Source organism: Mycobacterium botniense (genome assembly GCF_010723305.1).
GTDB lineage: Bacteria > Actinomycetota > Actinomycetes > Mycobacteriales > Mycobacteriaceae > Mycobacterium > Mycobacterium botniense.
Window position 1 is genome coordinate 442281 of the sequence record NZ_BLKW01000004.1, and the last position, 22756, is coordinate 465036.

Below are 22756 nucleotides of genomic sequence, written 5' to 3' on the forward strand. Positions count from 1 at the left end.
GACGAGGCACAGCACGATGAACAGGAGCAGCGCCTGTGGCTGAGGTTTTCGACTGCGGTGACCCCGATCAGCGGTCCCGCGGGCTCGCGGCAGCGGTCAGCGCAGTCAAAAGCGGCCGACTGGTGGTGCTGCCCACGGACACGGTCTACGGTGTCGGCGCGGAGGCTTTCGACAGCGCCGCGGTGGCTGAGCTGCTGGCGGCCAAAGGCCGCGGCCGCGATATGCCGGTAGGAGTTCTCGTCGGTTCGTGGCACACCATCGAAGGATTGGTTTTGACCATGCCGCCGGGGGCCCGCGACCTGGTTCGCGCATTCTGGCCGGGCGCGCTGAGCCTGGTCGTGCGGCACGCGCCGTCACTGCAGTGGGACCTAGGAGATGCGCGCGGTACCGTGATGTTGCGCATGCCGCTGCACCCGGTTGCCATCGAATTGCTCCGCGAAGTGGGACCGATGGCGGTATCCAGCGCCAACATCTCCGGCCACCCACCGGCGGTCGACGTTGATGAGGCACGTCGCCAGCTGGGGGATCGCGTCGCGGTCTACCTCGACGCCGGACCGTCCGATCGGCAGGCGGCCTCGACGATCGTCGACCTCACCGGGTCGACCCCCCGCATTCTGCGGACGGGGCCGGTGAGCGCCGAGGACGTCGCTGCCGTACTTGGACTGAACCCCGCCGCGCTGCTCGATTGAGCGCCGCGCAGGTGTCGGGAGTGTGATCCGCCCGCCGCCTAGTACCCGAGCGCGGGCTTTGTGCAGTAGGGTCTTTCAGTGTTCAGCGATGCGGGTATGGCTGCCGGGAGTCTGCTCGGCTTCTCTAATCGCGGCGCTGGCGTCCCGCTGCGCGAGCTCGCTCTTGTCGGGTTGACTGCCGCAATCGTTACCTACTTCGCAACCGGCCCGGTGCGGCTGCTGGCCACCCGGTTCGGGGCGGTGGCCTACCCGCGGGAACGTGATGTGCACGTGACGCCCACCCCACGGATGGGCGGTCTGGCGATGTACCTCGGCGTTATCGGCGCAGTCTTTCTCGCCTCGCAGCTGCCTGCGCTTACTCGCGGTTTCGTGTACTCGACGGGCATGCCCGCGGTCGTGGTGGCAGGCGCGGTAATCATGGGCATTGGTCTCATCGACGACCGCTGGGGTCTGGATGCTTTGACGAAGTTCGCGGGTCAGATCACGGCAGCCAGCGTATTGGTGACCATGGGTGTGGCCTGGAGCGTGCTGTACATTCCGTTCGGCGGTGTCGGCACCATCGTGCTGGACCAGGCGTCCTCGATTCTGCTCACGCTGGCGCTGACCGTCTCGATCGTCAACGCGATGAACTTCGTCGACGGGCTTGACGGACTGGCCGCCGGGCTGGGGCTCATCACCGCCCTGGCCATCTGCATGTTTTCCGTAGGACTGCTCCGTGACCACGGTGGTGATGTGCTGTTTTATCCGCCGGCGGTGATTTCAGTGGTGTTGGCCGGTGCTTGTCTGGGTTTTCTGCCCCACAACTTCCACCAGGCGAAAATCTTCATGGGCGACTCGGGGTCGATGTTGATCGGGTTGATGCTGGCGGCGGCCTCGACGACCGCCGCCGGCCCGATCTCGCAGAACGCCTACGGCGCCCGCGACGTGTTTGTGCTGCTGTCACCGTTTCTGCTGGTGATTGCGGTGATGTTCGTGCCCATGCTCGATCTGCTGCTGGCGATCGTGCGGCGTACCCGCGCGGGCCGCAGCGCGTTCAGTCCCGACAAGATGCACCTGCACCACCGCCTGTTGCAGATTGGCCATTCGCACCGGCGGGTGGTGCTGCTGATCTATTTGTGGGTGGGCATCGTGGCCTTCGGTACCGCGAGCACGATCTTCTTTAACCCACGCGGCACTGCGGTGGTGATGCTGGCCGCCGTCGTGGGGGCGGTCGTCGTGACGCTCATCCCGCTGCTGCGCCGGCGAGACGATCTCTACGACGAGCAGTAGTACCGGCTCTACCTTGTGGTACGGTGCAGCTAGAACCCGGAAAAGCATCACGGGTTGCCGGCCACCGGCCCGTCGGAAGCATCTCCGATCGTGCCGATTCAACGACCGACCTAAGGGGCTGCCCATTGGGTGATTGCAGCGCGGCGACTGCCCTTCGATACGCTCTGCGCACTACCGATCAATTCGGTGTCCCCATACCCGCGAGTGAGGTGTCGCAGTGACAACACCCGCGCAGAACGCGCCATTGGTGTTGCCCGGCGTTGCTTTTCGCCCGACTCGACTTTTTGTCATCTGCATGGCCTTGATGGTGCTGGCGATCCTGGTCACCGGATCGTTCGGTCGCCTGATCGACGGCGTGTTCTTCGGGATCGGGCTGTTGATGGGTCTGTTCAACGCCATTCTGGTGCGGCGCTCAGTGGCAGCGATCACCGCTGGTTCCCATCTGCTGAAGAGGAAGATGGCGATAAATTCCGCAGGGCGGTTGCTGGTGTTCACTGTCATTGCTCTCGCCATCGCGTTCGCGTTTCGGCCGGATGGGCTCTGCGTGGTGTTCGGGCTGGCGTTCTTCCAGGTGCTCCTGGTCGTATCGACCGCGCTGCCGGTCTGGAAGAAACTCCGCACGCCAAATGCGTCATTGGCGACATCTGATCAGGGTGCAGGCGGGGACAGCGCGGAAAGGAGGCAAGCCGGCGATGAGTGAGACCATCCCGTTGGCTGACGCCCATATCGAGGTGGGCGAGCACCATACCGCAACGTGGTTGGGGATGACCGTCAACACCGACACGGTGCTGTCTACCGCGATCGCAGCGGTGATCGTCATCGCGCTGGCTTTCTTTCTGCGCGCCAAAGTCACCTCGACCGACGTGCCCAGTGGTGTGCAGTTGTTTTTTGAGGCCGTCACCATCCAGATGCGCAACCAGATCGAGAGCACCATCGGTATGCGGATCGCCCCGTTCGTGCTGCCGCTGGCGGTGACGATCTTCGTGTTCATCCTGATTTCCAACTGGCTGGCCGTGCTGCCGCTGCAATACACCGATGCGGCAGGGCAAACCAGCGAATTACTCAAACCGGCGGCGGCCGACATCAACTACGTGCTGGCGCTGGCTCTGTTCGTGTTCGTCTGCTACCACCTGGCCGGCATCTGGCGCCGCGGCATTCTGGGACACCCGGTCAAACTGCTCAAGGGGCATGTTGCGGCCCTGGCACCGATCAACGTTGTCGAAGAAGTCGCAAAGCCGATCTCACTGTCGCTCCGACTCTTCGGCAACATCTTCGCCGGGGGCATCATGGTGGCCCTCATTGCCCTGTTCCCGCCGTATATCCTGTGGGCGCCCAATGCGGTGTGGAAGGCGTTCGACTTGTTCGTCGGCTTCATTCAGGCATTCATTTTCGCGTTGTTGACGATTTTGTACTTTGCTCAGTCGATGGAACTGGAAGAGGAACACGGGTAGCACGGCCAGCGGCCGCGGCATCACAACAGAACTGGTAGATGGCTGCCAGAGAGCAAGGAGGAGAGGTAATGGACCCCACTATCGCTGCCGGCGCACTGATCGGCGGTGGACTGATCCTGGGCGGCGGCGCTGTCGGCGCCGCTATCGGTGACGGTGTCGCCGGTAACGCGCTGATCTCCGGCATTGCACGGCAACCCGAGGCGCAGGGCCGGTTGTTCACCCCGTTCTTTATCACCGTCGGCCTCGTGGAAGCCATGTACTTCATCAACCTGGCTTTCATGGCACTGTTCGTCTTCGCTACGCCAGTCAAGTAATCCGCGGTGAGGGGTGAGGTGAGCGCTAGCGTTCTGGCCGGCGGCCAGACGGCGGGGGAAGGAGGAAGCAGCAACTTCCTCATCCCCAACGGCACTTTCTTCGTTGTGCTGATTATTTTTTTGATTGTGCTCGGTGTGATCGGCACCTTCGTCGTGCCGCCGATCATGAAAGTGCTGCGGGAACGCGAGAATATGGTCACCAAGACCATCGAGGACAACAGAAATGCAGCTCAACAGTTCGCCGCTGCCCAAGCCGACTACGAAAAGGCGATGGCTGAAGCCCGGCTCCAGGCGTCGGCCATCCGTGACGATGCTCGCGCCGACGGGCGCAAGGTCATCGAAGACATGCGCGCCCGAGCTGAGGAGGAGGTGGCGTCGACGTTGAACAACGCCAGCGAGCAATTGAAGCGAGAAGGTGACGTGGTGGCAACGGATCTGCGTGCGAGGGTAGAGGCCATGTCGACGGTTCTGGCCAGCCGGATCCTCGGGGTCGACATCAGCGCCACCTCAACCGCGGCGGCGCCGACGGTTAGGGTATCCGGGCGGTAGCGACGAATGTCGACATTCCTCGGGCAGTTGGTCGGGTTCGCGGTCATCGTGTTCCTCGTATGGCGTTACGCGGTACCGCCGGTGCGGGAGCTGATGACGGCACGGCAGAACGCGGTGCGCCAGGAATTGAACGAGGCCGCTGCCGCCGCGGAGCGGCTGACCGAAGCGCGCCAGGCGCATACCAAGGCTCTCGAGGAAGCCAAGGTGGAGGCGCAGCGATTAGTCGAGGAGGCCCGCGTCGACGCCGAACGCATCGTCGAACAGCTGCGGGCCCAGGCTGACCACGAAGTGGAGCGGATCAAGGTTCAGGGCAGCAAACAGGTCGAGTTGCTGCGCGCCCAGTTGATCCGCCAGCTGCGGCACGATCTGGGTCACGAATCTGTGCGCCGGGCGGGCGAACTGGTGCGGGACCACGTCACCGACCCGGCACAGCGGTCCGCGACTGTCGATCGCTTTCTGGATGAGCTCGAGGCCATGGCGCCGTCCGAGGCGGGTGTCGACCACCCCGTGTTGGCGAAGATGCGTGCAGCCAGTCGTCAAGCGCTGATCACCGTCGTGCAGCAATTCGACGAATTGGCCGGTACCCTTGACAACCAGCAGCTGTCCACGCTCGCTGGCGAGTTGGCGTCGCTGGCCGGGCTCTTGGACCGCGAAGTCACTCTGACGCGCTATCTCACCGCACCGACCGACGATTCGGGGCCCAAGGTTCAGCTGATCGAGCGGTTGGTGTCCGGAAGAGTTGGCGCGCCGACGCTTGACGTGCTGAGAGCTGCTGTGTCGGCGCGATGGTCGGCAAACTCGGATTTGGTCGATGCCGTTGAGCACCTGGCGCGGCAAGCGTTGTTAACGCGCGCCGAACGGGAGGGTCACGTCGACGAGGTCGAAGACCAGCTATTCCGGTTCTCTCGTATTCTGGACGCCAATCCACGCCTAGCCGTCATGTTGGGTGACCGCACGGCGCCCGTCGAACGCCGTCTCGGGTTGCTGCACACTGTGCTTGACCGCGCGGCGAGCCCCGTCAACCCGATCGCAGCCGCATTGCTGTCCCAAGCTGTCGAGCTGTTGCGGGGCCAACCGGCCGAGGAGGCGGTGCTGGGTTTGGCCGAAGCGGCGGTGGCTCGCCGCGGCGAAGTTGTGGCGCACGTCGATGCGGCAGCTGAGCTCAGCGAGGCCCAGCACACTCGCCTCACCGAGGTGCTCACCCGGATTTACGGTAATCCGGTGTCGGTGCAGGTGCACATCGACCCAGCGCTGCTGGGAGGACTGTCGATCTGTGTCGGCGATGAGGTGATCGACGGCACGCTCTCGTCCCGCCTGGCCGTAGCCGAGACCCAGTTGCCCGACTGAACGCCCATGAACACCTAATTGACAAGCAGGAAGACGAAAAGCGATGGCAGAGTTGACAATCTCCGCTGGTGATATCCAAGGCGCGATCGAGGAATACGTTAGCTCGTTCACGTCGGAAACCGTCCGTGAGGAGGTGGGTACGGTCGTGGATGCCGGTGACGGCATCGCGCACGTCGAGGGCCTGCCCTCAGTGATGACCCAGGAACTGCTTGAATTCCCCGGCGGGATCCTCGGAGTCGCGCTCAACCTCGATGAGCACACGGTCGGAGCGGTCATCCTGGGCGACTTCGAGAAGATCGCAGAAGGCCAGCAGGTCAAGCGAACCGGGGACGTGTTGTCGGTTCCGGTCGGCGAGGGCTTCCTGGGTCGTGTGATCAATCCGCTCGGCCAGCCGATCGACGGGCGCGGCGACATCGAAGCTGAGACCCGCCGCGCGCTGGAGATCCAGGCTCCCTCGGTGGTGCAGCGTCAGGGCGTCAAGGAGCCGCTGCAAACCGGGATCAAGGCCATTGACTCGATGACCCCGATCGGTCGTGGTCAGCGTCAGCTGATCATCGGTGACCGCAAGACCGGCAAGACCGCTGTGTGCGTCGACACCATTTTGAACCAGCGGAAGAACTGGGAGAGCGGGGATCCCAAACTGCAGGTGCGGTGTGTTTACGTGGCGGTAGGGCAGAAGGGCTCCACGATCGCAGCCGTGCGCCGCGCATTGGAAGAGGGCGGCGCGATGGATTACACGACCATCGTCGCCGCTCCGGCGTCCGAGTCAGCCGGCTTCAAATGGCTAGCGCCGTACACCGGTTCAGCGATCGGGCAGCATTGGATGTATCAGGGTAAGCACGTGCTGATCGTTTTTGACGACCTCTCCAAGCAGGCCGAGGCCTACCGAGCGATTTCGTTGTTGCTGCGGCGCCCGCCCGGCCGCGAAGCTTACCCGGGCGACGTATTTTACCTCCATTCCAGGCTGTTGGAGCGGTGCGCGAAACTGTCGGACGAGCTCGGTGGCGGCTCGCTGACGGGGCTGCCGATTATCGAGACGAAAGCGAACGACATCTCGGCCTACATCCCAACCAACGTCATTTCGATCACCGATGGTCAGTGCTTTTTGGAGACCGACCTGTTCAACCAGGGTGTGCGTCCGGCGATCAACGTCGGGGTGTCAGTGTCTCGGGTGGGGGGTAATGCGCAGATCAAAGCCATGAAGGACGTCGCCGGCTCACTGCGTTTGGATCTGTCGCAGTACCGCGAACTGGAAGCCTTCGCTGCTTTCGCGTCCGACCTGGATGCGACCTCCAAAGCACAATTAGAGCGCGGGGCGCGCCTGGTTGAGCTGCTCAAGCAGCCGCAATTTCAGCCGATGCCTGTTGAAGAGCAGGTGGTTTCGATCTTCCTGGGCACCGCGGGACATCTCGACTCGGTGCCCGTTGAAGACGTCCGGCGCTTCGAGGCCGAGTTTCTCGACCACGTGCGGGTCTCAGAGCAGCAGATTCTGCAAGAGCTCCGGGAAAGCCAGAAACTCACCGATGAGCTCAGCGACAAGCTCAGCCAGGTGGTCACCGAGTTCAAGAAGGGCTTCGCAACGACGAGCGGCACCTCGGTGGTTCCGGGCGACGAGCATGTCGCAGCGTTAGACGAAGAAAAACTGGGCAAAGAATCGGTGCAGGTTCGCAAGCCGCCACCGGCGAAGAAGAAGTAGTCGAAGCATGGCAGCCACACTGCGTGAATTGCGGGGACGGATCCGCTCCGCCGGGTCGATTAAAAAGATCACCAAGGCCCAGGAGCTGATCGCGACCTCGCGTATCGCCAGGGCGCAGGCGCGACTCGAAGCGGCTCGGCCCTACGCCTTCGAGATCACTCGGATGCTCACCACCTTGGCCGCTGAGGCTGCCCTGGACCATCCGCTGCTCGTGGAGCGTCCCGAGCCCAAGCGGGCCGGTGTTTTGGTAGTGTCGTCCGACCGCGGACTTTGTGGTGCGTACAACGCGAATATATTTCGCCGTGCCGAGGAGCTTTTCTCACTGCTCCGCGAGGAAGGCAAGACGCCAGTTCTCTACGTGGTGGGTCGAAAAGCACTGAACTACTATACTTTTCGTCACTGGGACATTACCCAGTCGTGGAGTGGCTTCTCGGAGCAACCTCGGTATGAAAACGCCGCAGCAATCGCCTCGACGCTGGTGGATACGTTCATGGCCGGCGCCGGTGACGGCGAGAGCCAAGATCCCGGCACCGTCCAGGGCGTCGACGAGCTGCACATCGTCGCCACCGAGTTCAAGTCAATGCTGTCGCAGTCAGCTGAGGCGCGCCGGATCGCTCCCATGGTGGTGGAATATGTCGAAGAGGAAGTCGGACCCCGTACCCTGTACTCGTTCGAACCAGACGCGACAACGCTTTTCGAATCACTACTGCCGCGCTATCTCACCACGCGAGTCTACGCCGCGTTGTTAGAAGCCGCGGCATCCGAATTGGCGTCACGACAGCGCGCGATGAAGTCGGCCACAGACAATGCCGACGACCTTATCAAAGCGCTGACGCTGGAGGCTAACCGCGAGCGGCAGGCCCAGATAACACAAGAAATCAGCGAAATCGTCGGCGGTGCAAACGCGCTCGCCGAGTCTGCTACGTAAGTGCACGAGGAAACAAAATTATGACTGCTACCGCTGAAAAGACAGCAAGGCGCACAGACGCGAACGGGCGGGTGGTGCGCGTGATCGGGCCCGTGGTTGACGTCGAGTTCCCGCGCGGTTCGATTCCCGAGCTGTTCAACGCGTTACACGTCGACGTCTCGTTCAAGTCGTTGGCGAAAACCTTGACGTTGGAGGTAGAGCAGCACCTCGGCGACAACCTGGTTCGCTGCATCTCGATGCAACCTACTGATGGGTTGGTGCGCGGTGCTGAGGTGATCGACACAGGTGGCTCGATCTCCGTGCCGGTTGGGGAGGGCGTCAAGGGTCACGTTTTCAACGTGCTCGGCGACTGCCTGGACCAGCCAGGCTACGGGAAAGACTTCGAGCGCTGGTCGATTCACCGTAAGTCGCCAGCCTTCGAAGAACTGGAACCGCGCACGGAGATGCTAGAGACAGGTTTGAAGGTCGTCGATTTGCTCACCCCGTATGTGCGTGGCGGAAAGATTGCATTGTTTGGCGGAGCGGGGGTGGGCAAGACGGTACTGATCCAGGAAATGATCAACCGCATCGCGCGTAACTTCGGCGGCACCTCGGTGTTCGCCGGCGTGGGCGAGCGCACCCGCGAGGGCAACGACCTGTGGGTCGAGCTCGGCGAAGCCGATGTCCTCAAGGACACCGCGCTGGTATTCGGTCAGATGGACGAGCCTCCAGGCAACCGGATGCGGGTGGGGCTGTCTGCGCTGACCATGGCGGAGTGGTTCCGCGACGAAAAGGGTCAAGACGTACTGTTGTTCATCGACAACATCTTCCGGTTCACTCAAGCGGGGTCGGAGGTGTCGACACTGCTGGGCCGAATGCCGTCGGCGGTGGGTTACCAGCCCACGCTGGCCGACGAGATGGGCGAGCTACAGGAACGCATCACCTCGACACGGGGTCGGTCTATCACGTCGATGCAAGCGGTCTACGTTCCGGCTGACGACTACACCGATCCCGCACCAGCGACCACCTTCGCTCACTTGGATGCCACCACTGAGCTGTCGCGTACGGTGTTCTCGAAAGGCATCTTCCCCGCCGTAGACCCGTTGGCATCCAGCTCCACCATCCTCGATCCAGCGATTGTCGGCGAGGAACATTACCGAGTGGCGCAGGAAGTAATTCGAATCTTGCAACGCTACAAGGACCTTCAAGATATCATTGCGATTTTGGGCATTGATGAACTATCCGAGGAAGACAAGCAGCTAGTCAACCGCGCGCGCCGTATCGAGCGCTTCCTCTCGCAGAATATGATGGCAGCCGAGCAGTTTACTGGCCAGCCCGGCTCGACGGTCCCGGTCAAGGAGACCATCGAGGCGTTCGATCGCTTGTGCAAAGGCGAATTCGACCACGTTCCCGAGCAGGCGTTCTTTCTGATCGGTGGTCTTGACGACCTGGCCAAGAAGGCCGAAACCTTCGGCGTCAAGCTTTAGCGCGGTTACGTTAGCGTTGGGGATTTCGTGCGGAGTAGCGGGCTGAGTTGAAAGGTGGTGTGAGATGGCTGAAATGGACGTCGACATAGTATCGCCTGATCGGAAGATGTGGTCAGGTAAAGCGACGTTCATCTTCACCCGCACCACCGTTGGCGAGATCGGAATCATGCCGCGGCATATCCCGCTGGTCGCGCAACTGGTCGAGGATGCGATGGTTCGTGTCGAACGTGAGGGCGAAGAGGATCTGCGCATCGCGACGCACGGCGGATACTTGTCGGTGACTGAGCAGGGTGGTGTCAGTATTCTCGCCGAGTCAGCAGAGTTCGCTTCGGAAATCGACGAGACCACCGCCCGCCACGACGCCCAGTCGGGCGATCCCAGGATCGCCGCACAAGGGCGGGCCAGATTGCGTGCTCTTGGCCTGCTTGATTAGCGGGGATGGTGAGCGCGCCAATGATGGCCATGGTCGCGCTCACCGCTGTGCTATTCGCTGCGGTCTTCGCGCTGAGTTACCGGTTGTGGAAGCTGCGCCGGGGAGGAACTGCAGCGATCATGCGCGACATCCCTGCGGTCGGAGGCCACGGGTGGCGTCATGGAGTGGTCCGTTATCGCGGTGGCGAAGCGGCGTTCTACCGGCTGTCCAGCGTGCGGTTATGGCCGGATCGACGGCTGAGTAGGAGAGGCATCGAGATTGTCTCGCGGCGATCGCCGCGGGGCGACGAGTTTGACATCATGACCGACGAGGTCGTTGTCCTGGAAGTGCACGACACCACACAGGACCGCCGTTGGGGTTACGAGATCGCGCTCGACAGAGGCGCATTGACCGCTTTTCTCTCCTGGTTGGAGTCACGTCCCTCACCGCGGGCACGACGTCGCCAAACGTGAGCCGACGGCACGCATCCCGATGGTGTCAGCGCTCCGGCTCCTCAGCCCTGTGACCGCCGGGCTGCCACAGGACATCGCCGTCGGGGTTTCCGACCCGAGCGAGGATGAACAGCAGATCGGACAGCCGGTTGAGATACTTTGCTGCCAAGGTATTTACATCCTTCGGGTGAGCTTCTACAGCGGCCCACGCCGAGCGTTCAGCACGACGAGTCACTGTGCGGGCGACGTGGAGCAGAGCCGACAGTGGCGAACCGCCTGGCAGTACAAAGGAGTTCAACGCGGGCAGGGCCGCGTTGAACCTGTCGCACCATCCCTCCAGCCGGTCGATGTAGGCCTGCGTGATTCGCAGCTGGGGATACTTCGGATTCGCGACGGCCGGAGTCGATAAATCTGCGCCGACGTCGAATAGGTCATTTTGGATCTGTCGCAGCACATGGGTTATTTGCTGCCCAGGCTTTCCCAGTGCGATTGCAGTGCCAATCGCTGCGTTTGCTTCGTCGCAATCGGCGTACGCCACCAACCTCGCATCGTTTTTGGAGACGCGCGAAAAATCGCTCAGTGCGGTGGTGCCGTCGTCGCCGGTGCGGGTATAGATGCGGGTGAGGTGCACTGCCATGTGTCAAACCCTACCGGGCCGACTGACATCCGGCGATGCCGTTCACTAAACTAACCCGAGTGGCTGAGCGTTTCGTGGTGACCGGTGGCAACCGATTGTCAGGTGAGGTTGCTGTCGGGGGCGCGAAGAACAGCGTGCTCAAGCTGATGGCCGCAGCGCTGTTGGCTGAGGGAACCAGCACGATCACCAACTGCCCCGATATCCTCGACGTGCCTTTGATGGCGGAAGTACTGCGCGGCCTGGGCGCCAATGTCGAGTTAGCCGGCGACACCGTCCGCATCACATCGCCGGACGAACCCAAGTACGATGCCGACTTCGCTGCGGTAAGGCAGTTTCGGGCGTCGGTGTGCGTGCTCGGACCGCTAGTCGGGCGGTGCAAGCGGGCCAAGGTTGCGCTGCCGGGAGGAGACGCGATCGGATCACGTCCGCTGGATATGCACCAGGCCGGTCTGCGCCAGCTGGGTGCCGAATGTAACATCGAACACGGATGCGTAGTGGCCCAGGCGGATAGGCTGCACGGCGCGGAGATTCAGCTGGAGTTTCCGTCGGTGGGGGCGACTGAGAACATCCTGATGGCCGCGGTCCTGGCCGAGGGCGTCACCACCATCCACAATGCGGCGCGTGAACCGGACGTCGTCGACCTGTGCACGATGCTCAACCAGATGGGTGCACAGGTGGAGGGTGCCGGCTCACCGACCATGACGATCACTGGTGTGCCGCGCCTCTATCCGACTGAGCATCGAGTGATCGGAGACCGCATCGTGGCCGCCACTTGGGGCATCGCCGCAGCGATGACTCGCGGGGACATCACGGTGACCGGCGTCGACCCCGCGCACTTACAGGTGGTGTTGCACAAACTGCACGATGCGGGCGCGACCGTCACGCAGACCGATAACAGCTTCCGGGTGACACAGTATGAGCGCCCGAAGGCTGTCAATGTCGCGACATTGCCATTTCCGGGGTTCCCGACAGACCTCCAACCCATGGCGATCGCGTTGGCCTCGATCGCCGACGGAACCTCGATGATTACCGAGAACGTGTTCGAAGCGCGCTTCCGATTCGTCGAGGAAATGATCCGGTTGGGCGCCGACGCACGTACCGACGGACACCATGCTGTGGTGCGCGGACTGCCGCAACTGTCGAGCGCGCCGGTGTGGTGCTCGGACATCCGCGCGGGCGCTGGTTTGGTACTGGCAGGCTTGGTGGCCGACGGTGACACCGAAGTGCACGATGTCTTCCACATTGATCGCGGCTATCCGTTGTTCGTGGAAAACCTTGTCAGTCTCGGGGCCGAGATCGAGCGGTTAGAATAAAGCTCAGACGTCAACTCCCTTATGCCGCAGTGAACTATAACACATGGGTGTTGACGTTTAGCAATGCGCGGAGTACAATGGCAGGGTTGCCCTTCAGCGGGTGTTGTTTGAGAACTCAATAGTGTGTTTGGTGGTTTGTTTGTTGTTGTTTTTGTGCCGCGCTCTGATGTCCCCGTGTCAGGGTGTGGTGTTTGTGGTCAGGTATCTCTGATTGGCCTGGGCTCTCTGTTGTGGGGAGTGTTGGGTTTTGTTTGGAGAGTTTGATCCTGGCTCAGGACGAACGCTGGCGGCGTGCTTAACACATGCAAGTCGAACGGAAAGGCCCCTTTGGGGGTGCTCGAGTGGCGAACGGGTGAGTAACACGTGGGTGACCTGCCCTGCACTTCGGGATAAGCCTGGGAAACTGGGTCTAATACCGGATAGGACCACCCCATGCATGTGGTGTGGTGGAAAGCGTTATGTAGTGGTGTGGGATGGGCCCGCGGCCTATCAGCTTGTTGGTGGGGTGATGGCCTACCAAGGCGACGACGGGTAGCCGGCCTGAGAGGGTGTCCGGCCACACTGGGACTGAGATACGGCCCAGACTCCTACGGGAGGCAGCAGTGGGGAATATTGCACAATGGGCGCAAGCCTGATGCAGCGACGCCGCGTGGGGGATGACGGCCTTCGGGTTGTAAACCTCTTTCAGCCTCGACGAAGCTGCGGGTTTTCTCGTGGTGACGGTAGGGGCAGAAGAAGCACCGGCCAACTACGTGCCAGCAGCCGCGGTAATACGTAGGGTGCGAGCGTTGTCCGGAGTTACTGGGCGTAAAGAGCTCGTAGGCGGTTTGTCGCGTTGTTCGTGGAATGCCACAGCTTAACTGTGGGCGTGCGGGCGATACGGGCAGACTGGAGTGCTGCAGGGGAGACTGGAATTCCTGGTGTAGCGGTGGAATGCGCAGATATCAGGAGGAACACCGGTGGCGAAGGCGGGTCTCTGGGCAGTAACTGACGCTGAGGAGCGAAAGCGTGGGGAGCGAACAGGATTAGATACCCTGGTAGTCCACGCCGTAAACGGTGGGTACTAGGTGTGGGTTCTTTCCTGAAGGATCCGTGCCGTAGCTAACGCATTAAGTACCCGCCTGGGGAGTACGGCCGCAAGGCTAAAACTCAAAGGAATTGACGGGGGCCCGCACAAGCGGCGGAGCATGTGGATTAATTCGATGCAACGCGAAGAACCTTACCTGGGTTTGACATGCACAGGACGCCGGCAGAGATGTCGGTTCCCTTGTGGCCTGTGTGCAGGTGGTGCATGGCTGTCGTCAGCTCGTGTCGTGAGATGTTGGGTTAAGTCCCGCAACGAGCGCAACCCTTGTCCCATGTTGCCAGCACGTGAGGGTGGGGACTCATGGGAGACTGCCGGGGTCAACTCGGAGGAAGGTGGGGATGACGTCAAGTCATCATGCCCCTTATGTCCAGGGCTTCACACATGCTACAATGGCCGGTACAAAGGGCTGCGATGCCGTGAGGTTCAGCGAATCCTTGAAAGCCGGTCTCAGTTCGGATCGGGTCTGCAACTCGACCCCGTGAAGTCGGAGTCGCTAGTAATCGCAGATCAGCAATGCTGCGGTGAATACGTTCCCGGGCCTTGTACACACCGCCCGTCACGTCATGAAAGTCGGTAACACCCGAAGCCGCTGGCCTAACCCGTCCGGGAGGGAGGCGTCGAAGGTGGGATCGGCGATTGGGACGAAGTCGTAACAAGGTAGCCGTACCGGAAGGTGCGGCTGGATCACCTCCTTTCTAGGGAGCACCTCGTGTTTTCCCGGGTTCTCGTGTGGTAGCGGGGGTTCGGGGGAGCGTCAATATCAATGTTGACGGGGCCGGCCCCGTGGTGGGGTTGGTTGGGTGGGGTGCGCAGCAGATGAGCCGCCAGCACACTGTTGGGTTTTGAGGCAACACCGGTTTGGTGTTGTGGCCTCACCGTGGTGGTGGGGTGTGGTGTTTGAGTCGTGGATAGTGGTTGCGAGCATCGACAAAAAGCGTGGCAGCGTTTTTTTGTGTCTTGGTTTTGTGTGTGAAGGTAAGTGGTTAAGGGCGCATGGTGGATGCCTTGGCATCGGGGGCCGATGAAGGACGTGGGAGGCTGCGATAAGCCTCGGGGAGCTGTCAACCGAGCGTGGATCCGAGGATGTCCGAATGGGGTAACCCGGCACGAGTGATGTCGTGTCACCCGCATCTGAATGTATAGGGTGCGGGGGGGAACGCGGGGAAGTGAAACATCTCAGTACCCGCAGGAGAAGAAAACAACCTGTGATTCCGTTAGTAGTGGCGAGCGAACGCGGAGGATGGCTAAACCGTGCACATGGGATACCCGGCGGGGGTTGTGTGTGCGGGGTTGTGGGGCGTTTCTGGTCTGGGTCCGCCGGCCCGGGCGGAAGTGATCAACCGTGGTGTTAGTCGAAGTGGCCTGGGATGGCCCGCCGTAGACGGTGAGAGCCCGGTAGGCGAAAACAGCGCGGCTTCCGTGGAAGCGTTCCCGAGTAGCAGCGGGCCCGTGGAATCTGCTGTGAATCGGCCGGGACCACCCGGTAAGCCTAAATACTTCCCGATGACCGATAGCGGAACAGTACCGTGAGGGAATGGTGAAAAGTACCCCGGGAGGGGAGTGAAAAAGTACCTGAAACCGTGTGCCTACAAACCGTCAAAGCCCCCGCCCTGTGGTGTGGGGTGATGGCGTGCCTTTTGAAGAATGAGCCTGCGAGTCACTGACATGTCGCGAGGTTAACCCGGGTGGGGTAGCCGCAGCGAAAGCGAGTCTGAATAGGGCGTATCCAACTCGTTGGGGTTGGTGTAGTGGCGTGTTGTGGACCCGAAGCGGGGTGATCTACCCATGGCCAGGGTGAAGCGCGGGTAAGACCGCGTGAAGGCCCGAACCCACTTAGGTTGAAGACTGAGGGGATGAGCTGTGGGTAGGGGTGAAAGGCCAATCAAACTCCGTGATAGCTGGTTCTCCCCGAAATGCATTTAGGTGCAGCGTTGCGTGGTTCACCGCGGAGGTAGAGCTACTGGATGGCCGATGGGCCCGACTAGGTTACTGACGTCAGCCAAACTCCGAATGCCGTGGTGGTAAGCGTGGCAGTGAGACGGCGGGGATAAGCTTCGCGCGTCGAAAGGGAAACAGCCCAGATCGCCGGCTAAGGCCCCTAAGCGTGTGCTAAGTGGGAAAGGATGTGTGATCGCGAAGACAACCAGGAGGTTGGCTTAGAAGCAGCCACCCTTGAAAGAGTGCGTAATAGCTCACTGGTCAAGTGATTGCGCGCCGATAATGTAGCGGGGCTCAAGCACACCGCCGAAGCCGCGGCAGCCGGCCAGTGGCCGGCTGGGTAGGGGAGCGTCCCCTCATCGGTGAAGTCGTGGAGTGATCCACGGTGAAGGTGAGGGGAGTGCGAATGCAGGCATGAGTAGCGATAAGGCAAGTGAGAACCTTGCCCGCCGAAAGACCAAGGGTTCCTGGGCCAGGCCAGTCCGCCCAGGGTGAGTCGGGACCTAAGGCGAGGCCGACAGGCGTAGTCGATGGACAACGGGTTGATATTCCCGTACCCGTGTGTGCGCGCCCATACCGAATCAGATCCGCTAACCACCCAAACGGCCGGTGACTGGTTTTTCTTCGGAAAAACCAGCGCCTGCCCGCTGCGTGGGACCCGGTCTGCTAGTAGGTAAGCGAAGGGGTGACGCAGCAAGGTAGCCGTACCAGTCAGTGGTAACACTGGGGCAAACCCGTAGGGGGCCAGATAGGCAAATCCGTTTGGCGTAAACCCCGAGAGGTGATGCATAGCCGAGTGAGGCGAATTCGGTGATCCTCTACTGCCAAGAAAAGCCTCTAGCGAGCACACACACGGCCCGTACCCCAAACCGACACAGGTGGTCAGGTAGAGCATACCAAGGCGTACGAGTCAACTATGGTTAAGGAACTCGGCAAAATGCCCCCGTAACTTCGGGAGAAGGGGGACCCCCACACCGTCAACCCACACGCTGGGGGCAGCGGCAGGGGGTGGCACAAACTAGGGAGAAGCGACTGTTTACTAAAAACACAGGTCCGTGCGAAGTCGCAAGACGAGGTATACGGACTGACGCCTGCCCGGTGCTGGAAGGTTAAGAGGACCCGTCAACCCCCTCGGGGGTGAAGCGGAGAATTTAAGCCCCAGTAAACGGCGGTGGTAACTATAACCATCCTAAGGTAGCGAAATTCCTTGTCGGGTAAGTTCCGACCTGCACGAATGGCGTAACGACTTCTCCACTGTCTCAACCATAGACTCGGCGAAATTGCACTACGAGTAAAGATGCTCGTTACGCGCGGCAGGACGAAAAGACCCCGGGACCTTTACTACAACTTGGTACTGGTGTTCGATGCGGCTTGTGTAGGATAGGTGGGAGACTGCGAAGCACAAACGCCAGTTTGTGTGGAGTCGTCCTTGAAATACCACTCTGGCCGTATTGGACATCTAACCTCGAACCCTGAAACCGGGTTCAGGGACAGTGCCTGGCGGGTAGTTTAACTGGGGCGGTTGCCTCCCAAAACGTAACGGAGGCGCCCAAAGGTTCCCTCAACCTGGACGGCAATCAGGTGACGAGTGCAAGTGCACAAGGGAGCTTGACTGCAAGACCCACACGTCAAGCAGGGACGAAAGTCGGGACTAGTGATCCGGCACCCCCGAGTGGAAGGGGTGTCGCTCAACGGATAAAAGGTACCCCGGGGATAACAGGCTGATCTTCCCCAAGAGTCCATATCGACGGGATGGTTTGGCACCTCGATGTCGGCTCGTCGCATCCTGGGGCTGGAGCAGGTCCCAAGGGTTGGGCTGTTCGCCCATTAAAGCGGCACGCGAGCTGGGTTTAGAACGTCGTGAGACAGTTCGGTCTCTATCCGCCGCGCGCGTCAGAAGCCTGAGGAAACCTGTCCCTAGTACGAGAGGACCGGGACGGACGAACCTCTGGTGCACCAGTTGTCCCACCAGGGGCACCGCTGGATAGCCACGTTCGGCAAGGATAACCGCTGAAAGCATCTAAGCGGGAAACCCCCTCCAAGACCAGGCTTCTCACCCACCACATGGGATAAGGCCCCCCGCAGAACACGGGATCAATAGACCAGACCTACAAGCCCAGCAATGAGCTCAGGGAACTGGCACTAACCGGCCGAAAACTTACCCACACACCACAACCACACCCACCAAAACCCACACCCCACCACCACACCAACAACACAAAAAAGTTACGGCGGTCCATAGCGGCTGGGAAACGCCCGGACCCATCCCGAACCCGGAAGCTAAGCCAGCCAGCGCCGATGATACTACCCACCCCGGGTGGAAAAGTAGGACACCGCCGAACACCACACAACACCCCCCACAACAACGGGGGGTGTTTACATGTGGCTAATAAGTTAAACAGCCGCCGGTGCCCAGAGCCCGCAGGCAGCAATTGCAGTGGGAATCCGCCGGCGGGCAATATAAATGGATTAACCGTCGCCGAAGCGCTGAATCGTTTAATAGTTATTAGATCCGGGCTTTGGCAGCGCGATCCTGGCAAGTTCTACACAGTAATTTCGGTATCATGAAAATCGATTTCCGCATCGAAATTGGTGCGCTCACCGGTGAAATAAGAATGCCACGATCAACGGCGCTGGCACGCATACATCGCCAACACGTGTGACTGGTTCGGTTCGTGGTTCTGTTATCCGCGAAGTTGCCAGGACAGATCGACACCTGGCCAGGGGCTAAAACAACAGCCAGGCCGTTGTCGGCCAGCACGACCAGCTTGTGCGCGGCACGCTGAGGTTGTAGGCGTGCGCGACAAGCTTCGTGGCGGCCCCACATCCGCCGATTTGAGGATCGGTCAGCGCCACGCGACCGGCCTCCCCTCCGCAGAGAGCGGACCCCCGCTGGGCCGATCATGACCAGCGGTGAGCCTCAGCCGCCGGGACCGCCACCGTTACCGCCCGCACCGCCGCTCCCGCCAGTGGCGTCGGTGGGTGTCACACCGGGCTGGCCAGACCCGCCGGGTTGGCCGGGTACACCATTACCGCTACCGCCATGACCACCGGCACCGCCGGTTCCGCCAGTACCTCCGATACCGTCGGCTGCCGTAGCATTGCCACCCGCGCCGCCGGTCCCGCCGGCACCCCCGCTGCCGCCGAATATAGGACCATTGCCACCCGCGCCGCCGGTCCCGCCCGGCCCGCCATCAGCACCCTGCGTCAGACCGTTACCGCCGACACCGCCGTCACCACCGGTACCGCCGGTACCTGCTGTGCCCTCGGCGCCAGTTGCATTACCGCCGGCACCGCCAACACCGCCGGCACCGCCAACCACGTTGGTCCCCCCGGGCCCGCCAGTGCCACCGTTACCCCCGTTACCGGCGATTCCGCCGTCGCCGGTCTCATTGCCACCAGCACCACCCGCGCCCCCGATACCAGCGGTGACGCTACCGGACCCGCCGTCACCGCCGTTGCCGCCGTTACCTGCCTCCTGCCCAGCGGTGGGGTTGGCTCCGCCGTCGCCGCCGTCACCGCCGTTGCCGCCGACAACACCCGAACCCCCGTTGCCGCCGTTGCCGCCGCTGCCGCCCACTGTTGCGCCAGAGAGGCCATTACCCCCGTTTCCACCGGAGCCCCCGCTGCCGCCATCACCGTCGGCCCCGGTATGCCCGTTGGCACCGGCACTGCCGCCGGGGCCGCCTGCGGCACCACCCTCACCACCGGCACCGCCGGTCCCGGCGTTGCCGCCGTTGCCGCCGTTGCCGCCGTCGCCGCCGAAGTTGTTGGTGGCATAGCCGAGACCGCCTGCGCCGCCGGCGCCCCCGGTCCCGCCGGTACCACCGTCGCCGGCTGTACCGCCGTTCCCGCCGGCCCCAGTGTGACCAAATATGCCGCCGACTCCACCGGCACCACCGGTACCGCCGTTGCCGCCGACACCGCCGACACCACCAAGACCGCCGGCGCCACCGGTACCGCCGTTGCCGCCGCCGGCCCCGCCGTCAGGAGCAGCATACGGGCCGCCAAGCCCGCCGGTACCCCCGGCGCCGCCGGTGCCGCCGGTGCCGCCCAAGCCGCCGCTGCCGCCCGCGCCTCCGGCGCCGCCGTCGCCGATAAATGAGCCGCCGGCACCCCCGGCACCCCCGGCGCCCCCGGCCCCGCCGGCGCCTCCGGCGCCACCAGCACCGCCGGCATCACCGAGACCGCCAGTACCCTGGTCAACGTTGGGGTCGCCGGGCGTTCCCGTCATCCCATTGGTGCCCGCCGCACCCTGGGCCCCGGTGGCACCGGCCCCGCCGTCACCACCGGCACCACCGTTACCGAACAGGATCGCCGACCCCCCGTCACCCCCGGCACCGCCGGTACCACCGGGGGTGGTGGCCGCCCCGCCGGCGCCGCCGTCACCGCCGTTGCCCAGCAGCAGCCCGCCGTTCCCGCCGGCGCCGCCCGGATCACCGGGGGCGCCGGCGCCACCTGCGCCGCCGTCGCCGATCAATCCCGCCGAACCCCCGACTCCGCCCACACCCCCATCAACACTGGGCGTCCCGGTGGCCCCGGTGCCCCCATTACCAATCAAAAACCCCCCGTCGCTTAAGTTGCCGAACAGCCCGGAACTGCCCAACACCGAATCATTGGTTCCGGTGAAATCATTCATCCCGTTACCAATCAGCTCCCGCCCGAACAAAAACAATGTCGGCGCATTAATCACCGGATCAACCACCTGGCCGAACGGGCTGCTAATCCACGCCTGAGCGGTTCCATTTATGGCGGCATCCACATCGGCAACCACCCCCACCAGCACCGAGTCCAGCATACTCAACGGATCAGCTCCGGCTATCGCAGCCGCATCGGCCACATTAGCCGACCCCGCAGCCGCCGGACCCGCGTCAATGACACCCAGCAATGGATTGATAATTGGATCAAGAATCGTGTCGAGTACATCAGCGCGTGCCCCTGGTGCCCACACCGCGGTGCCCAATACGCTTGCCGCAGCACCCAAACCCACTACCCGGGCCGCACCCATTCCCGGCCGCGCCGACCCACCCCGACCCCGCCTGTTCCGCGATTTTCGAGCCATCCCGACACCCGCCTCTCCCGGCCCTCAACCCTGAGCCGTGACTGAGAATGGGCTAAGTTTATCCCAAGTTGTCTTTATGTCAATAAAGATCACTAACCGAAGACACTGTGCGGAACTCGGCAGAAGCGGCGGTTAGCAAACCTCTGTTCAGTTCAGACATTTCGCCAACGGGTATTCGCCCGAATGCGGTCACTCATGGCTATGGTTTGCGTTTGACTTTGCCGCAGAGAAGGCGCCGAAAATTACCGGCTCTTCGCAGTTGAGGGTGTAGAGGTGGTCGGCGCGTCGCTGCCGGGATAGGGGTCGAGGTCTTCTGATGATGGGAGTTTCCATACTGCCTATCAGAAGACCTCGACGTGCCTGACGCTACCTTCGCTTGCCCCGATCTGACCATGTTCTGCCGCCTTGATGAGCTCGGGCTGGAGGTGACCGGCCAACGCCTGCAGGCTGATCGGGCGGTGCTGGCGTGCCGGATCGTCGATGACGACTCGTGGTGTCGCCGCTGCGGGGAACAGGGCACCCCCCGCGACACCGTCACTCGGGAATTGGCGCATGAGCCGTTCGGGTGGCGGCCGACGACCTTGCTGGTCACCGTGCGCCGTTACCGGTGTGCCGGCTGTGCGCATGTGTGGCGCCAAGACAGCAGTGCTGCGGCCGAGCCGCGGGCCAAGCTGTCGCGACGGGCTCTGCGTTGGGCCTTGGAAGCCCTGGTGTGTCAACACCTGAGCGTGGCACGAGTCGCTGAAGGCCTCGGGGTGTCGTGGAACACCGCCAACAGCGCGGTGCTGGCCGAAGGCCGGCGCGTGCTCATCGACGATCCCGGCCGGTTCGACGGTGTGCGCGTCATCGGCGTCGACGAGCACGTGTGGCGCCACACCCGCAAAGGCGACAAGCACGTCACGGTGATCATCGATCTGACCGCGGTGCGCGACGGAACCGGTCCTGCTCGGCTGCTCGACATGGTCGAAGGACGCTCCAAACAGGCCTTCAAGACCTGGCTAGCTGAGCGGCCCAAATCCTGGCGTGACGGCGTGCAAGTCGTTGCGATGGACGGATTCACCGGGTTCAAGACCGCCACCAGCGACGAACTGCCCGAAGCGGTCGCGGTGATGGACCCCTTCCATGTGGTCCGGCTCGCCGGTGACGCCCTCGATGAGTGCCGACGCCGCGTCCAGCTGGACACCTGCGGGCACCGTGGCCGCAAAACCGATCCGCTCTACGCCTGCCGGCACACCCTACACACCGGCGCCGACCTGCTCACCGACAAACAGAAGATCCGGCTGCACGCCCTGTTCGCCGCCGACGCCCATGTCGAGGTTGAAGCCACCTGGACGATCTATCAGCGCACCGTCGCTGCCTACCGCGAACCCAACCGGGCCAAGGGCCGCGCGATGATGCAGGCCGTGATCGACACCCTCAGCCGTGGCGTCCCCAAAGCCCTGCGCGAGCTCATCACACTGGGCCGCACGTTGAAGAAACGGGCCGGCGACATCCTGGCCTACTTCGACCGGCCTGGAACCAGCAACGGCCCAACCGAAGCCATCAACGGCCGACTCGAACACCTGCGCGGCTCCGCCTTCGGATTTCGCAACCTCACCAACTACATCGCCCGATCACTACTAGAAACCGGCGGATTCAGACCCCAACTACACCCTCAATCATGAAGAGCCAAATTACCCACTGCATGCCGTCTTCCCCCAGTGAGGGTGTTGGCGATGGTAGTCGAGGCCGCGTTGCCGGATGCGTTCGAGTCTTCCTCGCGGCAAGCTTGGCGGATGGCCTCACCGCGACCGCTGTGTTCGTCGTCGGGGTGATATATCCGATCGATTCGTGGAGCCGAACCGTATTGTATTCGGTTTCCTAGTCTTGGACCTCCCCCGTTTTTCGGGAGACTTGCCTATCTGGCATCGATGCCCTGGGGTTGGAGGGTAGCCGGTTGGCGGTGGTGGCGCTGGGCCTGCCAGGCAGCCTTATATTTCTCGGGCGACAGCCCATCGACGTCTTGTTGGATGCGCCGGGGGTTGGGCCATCCGTCGATGCAGCGGAAGCCGTTTGCACTTCCGCTCTGGCCGCGAATGTGTTCGCGGGCAGTAGATGAGCTCGATCTCGATGGCCGACCACGGGTTCTCGGCCAGGGCGTCTTCGA

Annotated in this window: 16 protein-coding genes and 3 rRNA genes; 17 read left to right on the forward strand and 2 right to left on the reverse strand. The window is 62.4% G+C overall.

Annotated elements, in window-relative coordinates; genetic code table 11:
- Nucleotides 1-35: 35 nt before the first annotated feature.
- From G6N08_RS12200 to G6N08_RS12255, 12 genes are all read left to right on the forward strand, one after another.
- Nucleotides 36-689 (forward strand): L-threonylcarbamoyladenylate synthase, encoded by a 654-nt coding sequence (locus G6N08_RS12200; protein ID WP_163757633.1) that lies wholly within the window; start codon nucleotides 36-38, stop codon nucleotides 687-689.
- A 96-nt stretch (nucleotides 690-785) separates the two neighbouring features.
- Nucleotides 786-1958, forward strand: a complete 1173-nt coding sequence (locus G6N08_RS12205; protein ID WP_163760534.1) for a glycosyltransferase family 4 protein — start codon at nucleotides 786-788, stop codon at nucleotides 1956-1958.
- Between the two features lie 217 nt (nucleotides 1959-2175).
- Nucleotides 2176-2658 (forward strand): ATP synthase subunit I, encoded by a 483-nt coding sequence (locus tag G6N08_RS12210; RefSeq protein WP_163757635.1) that lies wholly within the window; start codon nucleotides 2176-2178, stop codon nucleotides 2656-2658.
- Nucleotides 2651-3409, forward strand: coding sequence for a F0F1 ATP synthase subunit A (atpB, locus tag G6N08_RS12215; protein ID WP_163757637.1), 759 nt, complete (start codon nucleotides 2651-2653; stop codon nucleotides 3407-3409). The genes G6N08_RS12210 and atpB overlap by 8 nt, the downstream gene beginning before the upstream one ends.
- Nucleotides 3410-3477: 68 nt before the next feature.
- Entirely contained in the window at nucleotides 3478-3723 is a 246-nt protein-coding gene (locus G6N08_RS12220; RefSeq protein ID WP_163757639.1) for a F0F1 ATP synthase subunit C, read from the forward strand.
- Nucleotides 3724-3729: 6 nt separating this feature from the next.
- On the forward strand, nucleotides 3730-4272 hold the full coding sequence (locus tag G6N08_RS12225; RefSeq protein WP_163757641.1) for a F0F1 ATP synthase subunit B: 543 nt from the start codon (nucleotides 3730-3732) through the stop codon (nucleotides 4270-4272).
- 6 nt (nucleotides 4273-4278) lie between these two features.
- A complete protein-coding gene (locus G6N08_RS12230; protein ID WP_163757642.1) occupies nucleotides 4279-5619 on the forward strand; it encodes a F0F1 ATP synthase subunit B/delta in 1341 nt (446 codons plus the stop codon).
- A 43-nt stretch (nucleotides 5620-5662) separates the two neighbouring features.
- Nucleotides 5663-7315 carry a F0F1 ATP synthase subunit alpha gene (atpA, locus tag G6N08_RS12235; RefSeq protein WP_163757645.1) on the forward strand — a complete coding sequence of 551 codons (1653 nt, stop codon included), beginning with the start codon at nucleotides 5663-5665 and terminating at the stop codon, nucleotides 7313-7315.
- A 7-nt stretch (nucleotides 7316-7322) separates the two neighbouring features.
- Nucleotides 7323-8243: a F0F1 ATP synthase subunit gamma gene (locus tag G6N08_RS12240; RefSeq protein WP_163757647.1), complete on the forward strand. Its 921-nt coding sequence runs from the start codon at nucleotides 7323-7325 to the stop codon at nucleotides 8241-8243.
- Nucleotides 8244-8263: 20 nt separating this feature from the next.
- Nucleotides 8264-9709 (forward strand): F0F1 ATP synthase subunit beta, encoded by a 1446-nt coding sequence (gene atpD / locus G6N08_RS12245; RefSeq protein WP_163757649.1) that lies wholly within the window; start codon nucleotides 8264-8266, stop codon nucleotides 9707-9709.
- A 64-nt stretch (nucleotides 9710-9773) separates the two neighbouring features.
- Nucleotides 9774-10142, forward strand: a complete 369-nt coding sequence (locus tag G6N08_RS12250; protein WP_163757651.1) for a F0F1 ATP synthase subunit epsilon — start codon at nucleotides 9774-9776, stop codon at nucleotides 10140-10142.
- A gap of 8 nt (nucleotides 10143-10150) precedes the next feature.
- Nucleotides 10151-10594 carry a DUF2550 domain-containing protein gene (locus G6N08_RS12255; protein ID WP_163760535.1) on the forward strand — a complete coding sequence of 148 codons (444 nt, stop codon included), beginning with the start codon at nucleotides 10151-10153 and terminating at the stop codon, nucleotides 10592-10594.
- 25 nt (nucleotides 10595-10619) lie between these two features.
- Here G6N08_RS12255 and G6N08_RS12260 read toward each other — a convergent pair whose 3' ends face one another.
- Nucleotides 10620-11210 (reverse strand): cob(I)yrinic acid a,c-diamide adenosyltransferase, encoded by a 591-nt coding sequence (locus tag G6N08_RS12260; protein WP_163757653.1) that lies wholly within the window; start codon nucleotides 11208-11210, stop codon nucleotides 10620-10622.
- A 59-nt stretch (nucleotides 11211-11269) separates the two neighbouring features.
- On the opposite strand from G6N08_RS12260, the gene murA reads away from it, so the two are divergent.
- The 4 genes from murA (at nucleotide 11270) to rrf (ending at nucleotide 17890) form a co-directional block, all read left to right on the forward strand.
- Nucleotides 11270-12523 (forward strand): UDP-N-acetylglucosamine 1-carboxyvinyltransferase, encoded by a 1254-nt coding sequence (gene murA / locus G6N08_RS12265; protein ID WP_163757655.1) that lies wholly within the window; start codon nucleotides 11270-11272, stop codon nucleotides 12521-12523.
- 248 nt (nucleotides 12524-12771) lie between these two features.
- Nucleotides 12772-14305, forward strand: a 16S ribosomal RNA gene (locus G6N08_RS12270).
- Nucleotides 14306-14583: 278 nt separating this feature from the next.
- A 23S ribosomal RNA gene (locus G6N08_RS12275) occupies nucleotides 14584-17714 on the forward strand.
- Nucleotides 17715-17775: 61 nt separating this feature from the next.
- Nucleotides 17776-17890: ribosomal RNA gene (rrf, locus tag G6N08_RS12280) — 5S ribosomal RNA — on the forward strand.
- Together the 16S, 23S and 5S rRNA genes form the textbook arrangement of a ribosomal RNA operon.
- Before the next feature lie 578 nt (nucleotides 17891-18468).
- On the opposite strand, the gene G6N08_RS20760 is transcribed toward rrf, so the two are convergent.
- Entirely contained in the window at nucleotides 18469-20187 is a 1719-nt protein-coding gene (locus G6N08_RS20760; RefSeq protein ID WP_443093848.1) for a PGRS repeat-containing protein, read from the reverse strand.
- A gap of 779 nt (nucleotides 20188-20966) precedes the next feature.
- On the opposite strand from G6N08_RS20760, the gene G6N08_RS12290 reads away from it, so the two are divergent.
- Entirely contained in the window at nucleotides 20967-22274 is a 1308-nt protein-coding gene (locus G6N08_RS12290; RefSeq protein WP_163757659.1) for an ISL3 family transposase, read from the forward strand.
- The last annotated feature ends 482 nt before the right edge of the window (nucleotides 22275-22756 follow it).

Coding starts and splice junctions, on each gene's coding strand:
- G6N08_RS12205 (WP_163760534.1), top strand. CDS start 786: ATGGCTGCCGGGAGTCTGCTCGGCTTCTCTAATCGCGGCGCTGGCGTC.
- atpB (WP_163757637.1), top strand. CDS start 2,651: ATGAGTGAGACCATCCCGTTGGCTGACGCCCATATCGAGGTGGGCGAG.
- G6N08_RS12220 (WP_163757639.1), top strand. CDS start 3,478: ATGGACCCCACTATCGCTGCCGGCGCACTGATCGGCGGTGGACTGATC.
- G6N08_RS12230 (WP_163757642.1), top strand. CDS start 4,279: ATGTCGACATTCCTCGGGCAGTTGGTCGGGTTCGCGGTCATCGTGTTC.
- atpA (WP_163757645.1), top strand. CDS start 5,663: ATGGCAGAGTTGACAATCTCCGCTGGTGATATCCAAGGCGCGATCGAG.
- G6N08_RS12240 (WP_163757647.1), top strand. CDS start 7,323: ATGGCAGCCACACTGCGTGAATTGCGGGGACGGATCCGCTCCGCCGGG.
- atpD (WP_163757649.1), top strand. CDS start 8,264: ATGACTGCTACCGCTGAAAAGACAGCAAGGCGCACAGACGCGAACGGG.
- G6N08_RS12250 (WP_163757651.1), top strand. CDS start 9,774: ATGGCTGAAATGGACGTCGACATAGTATCGCCTGATCGGAAGATGTGG.
- G6N08_RS12260 (WP_163757653.1), bottom strand. CDS start 11,210: ATGGCAGTGCACCTCACCCGCATCTATACCCGCACCGGCGACGACGGC.
- G6N08_RS20760 (WP_443093848.1), bottom strand. CDS start 20,187: ATGAATGATTTCACCGGAACCAATGATTCGGTGTTGGGCAGTTCCGGG.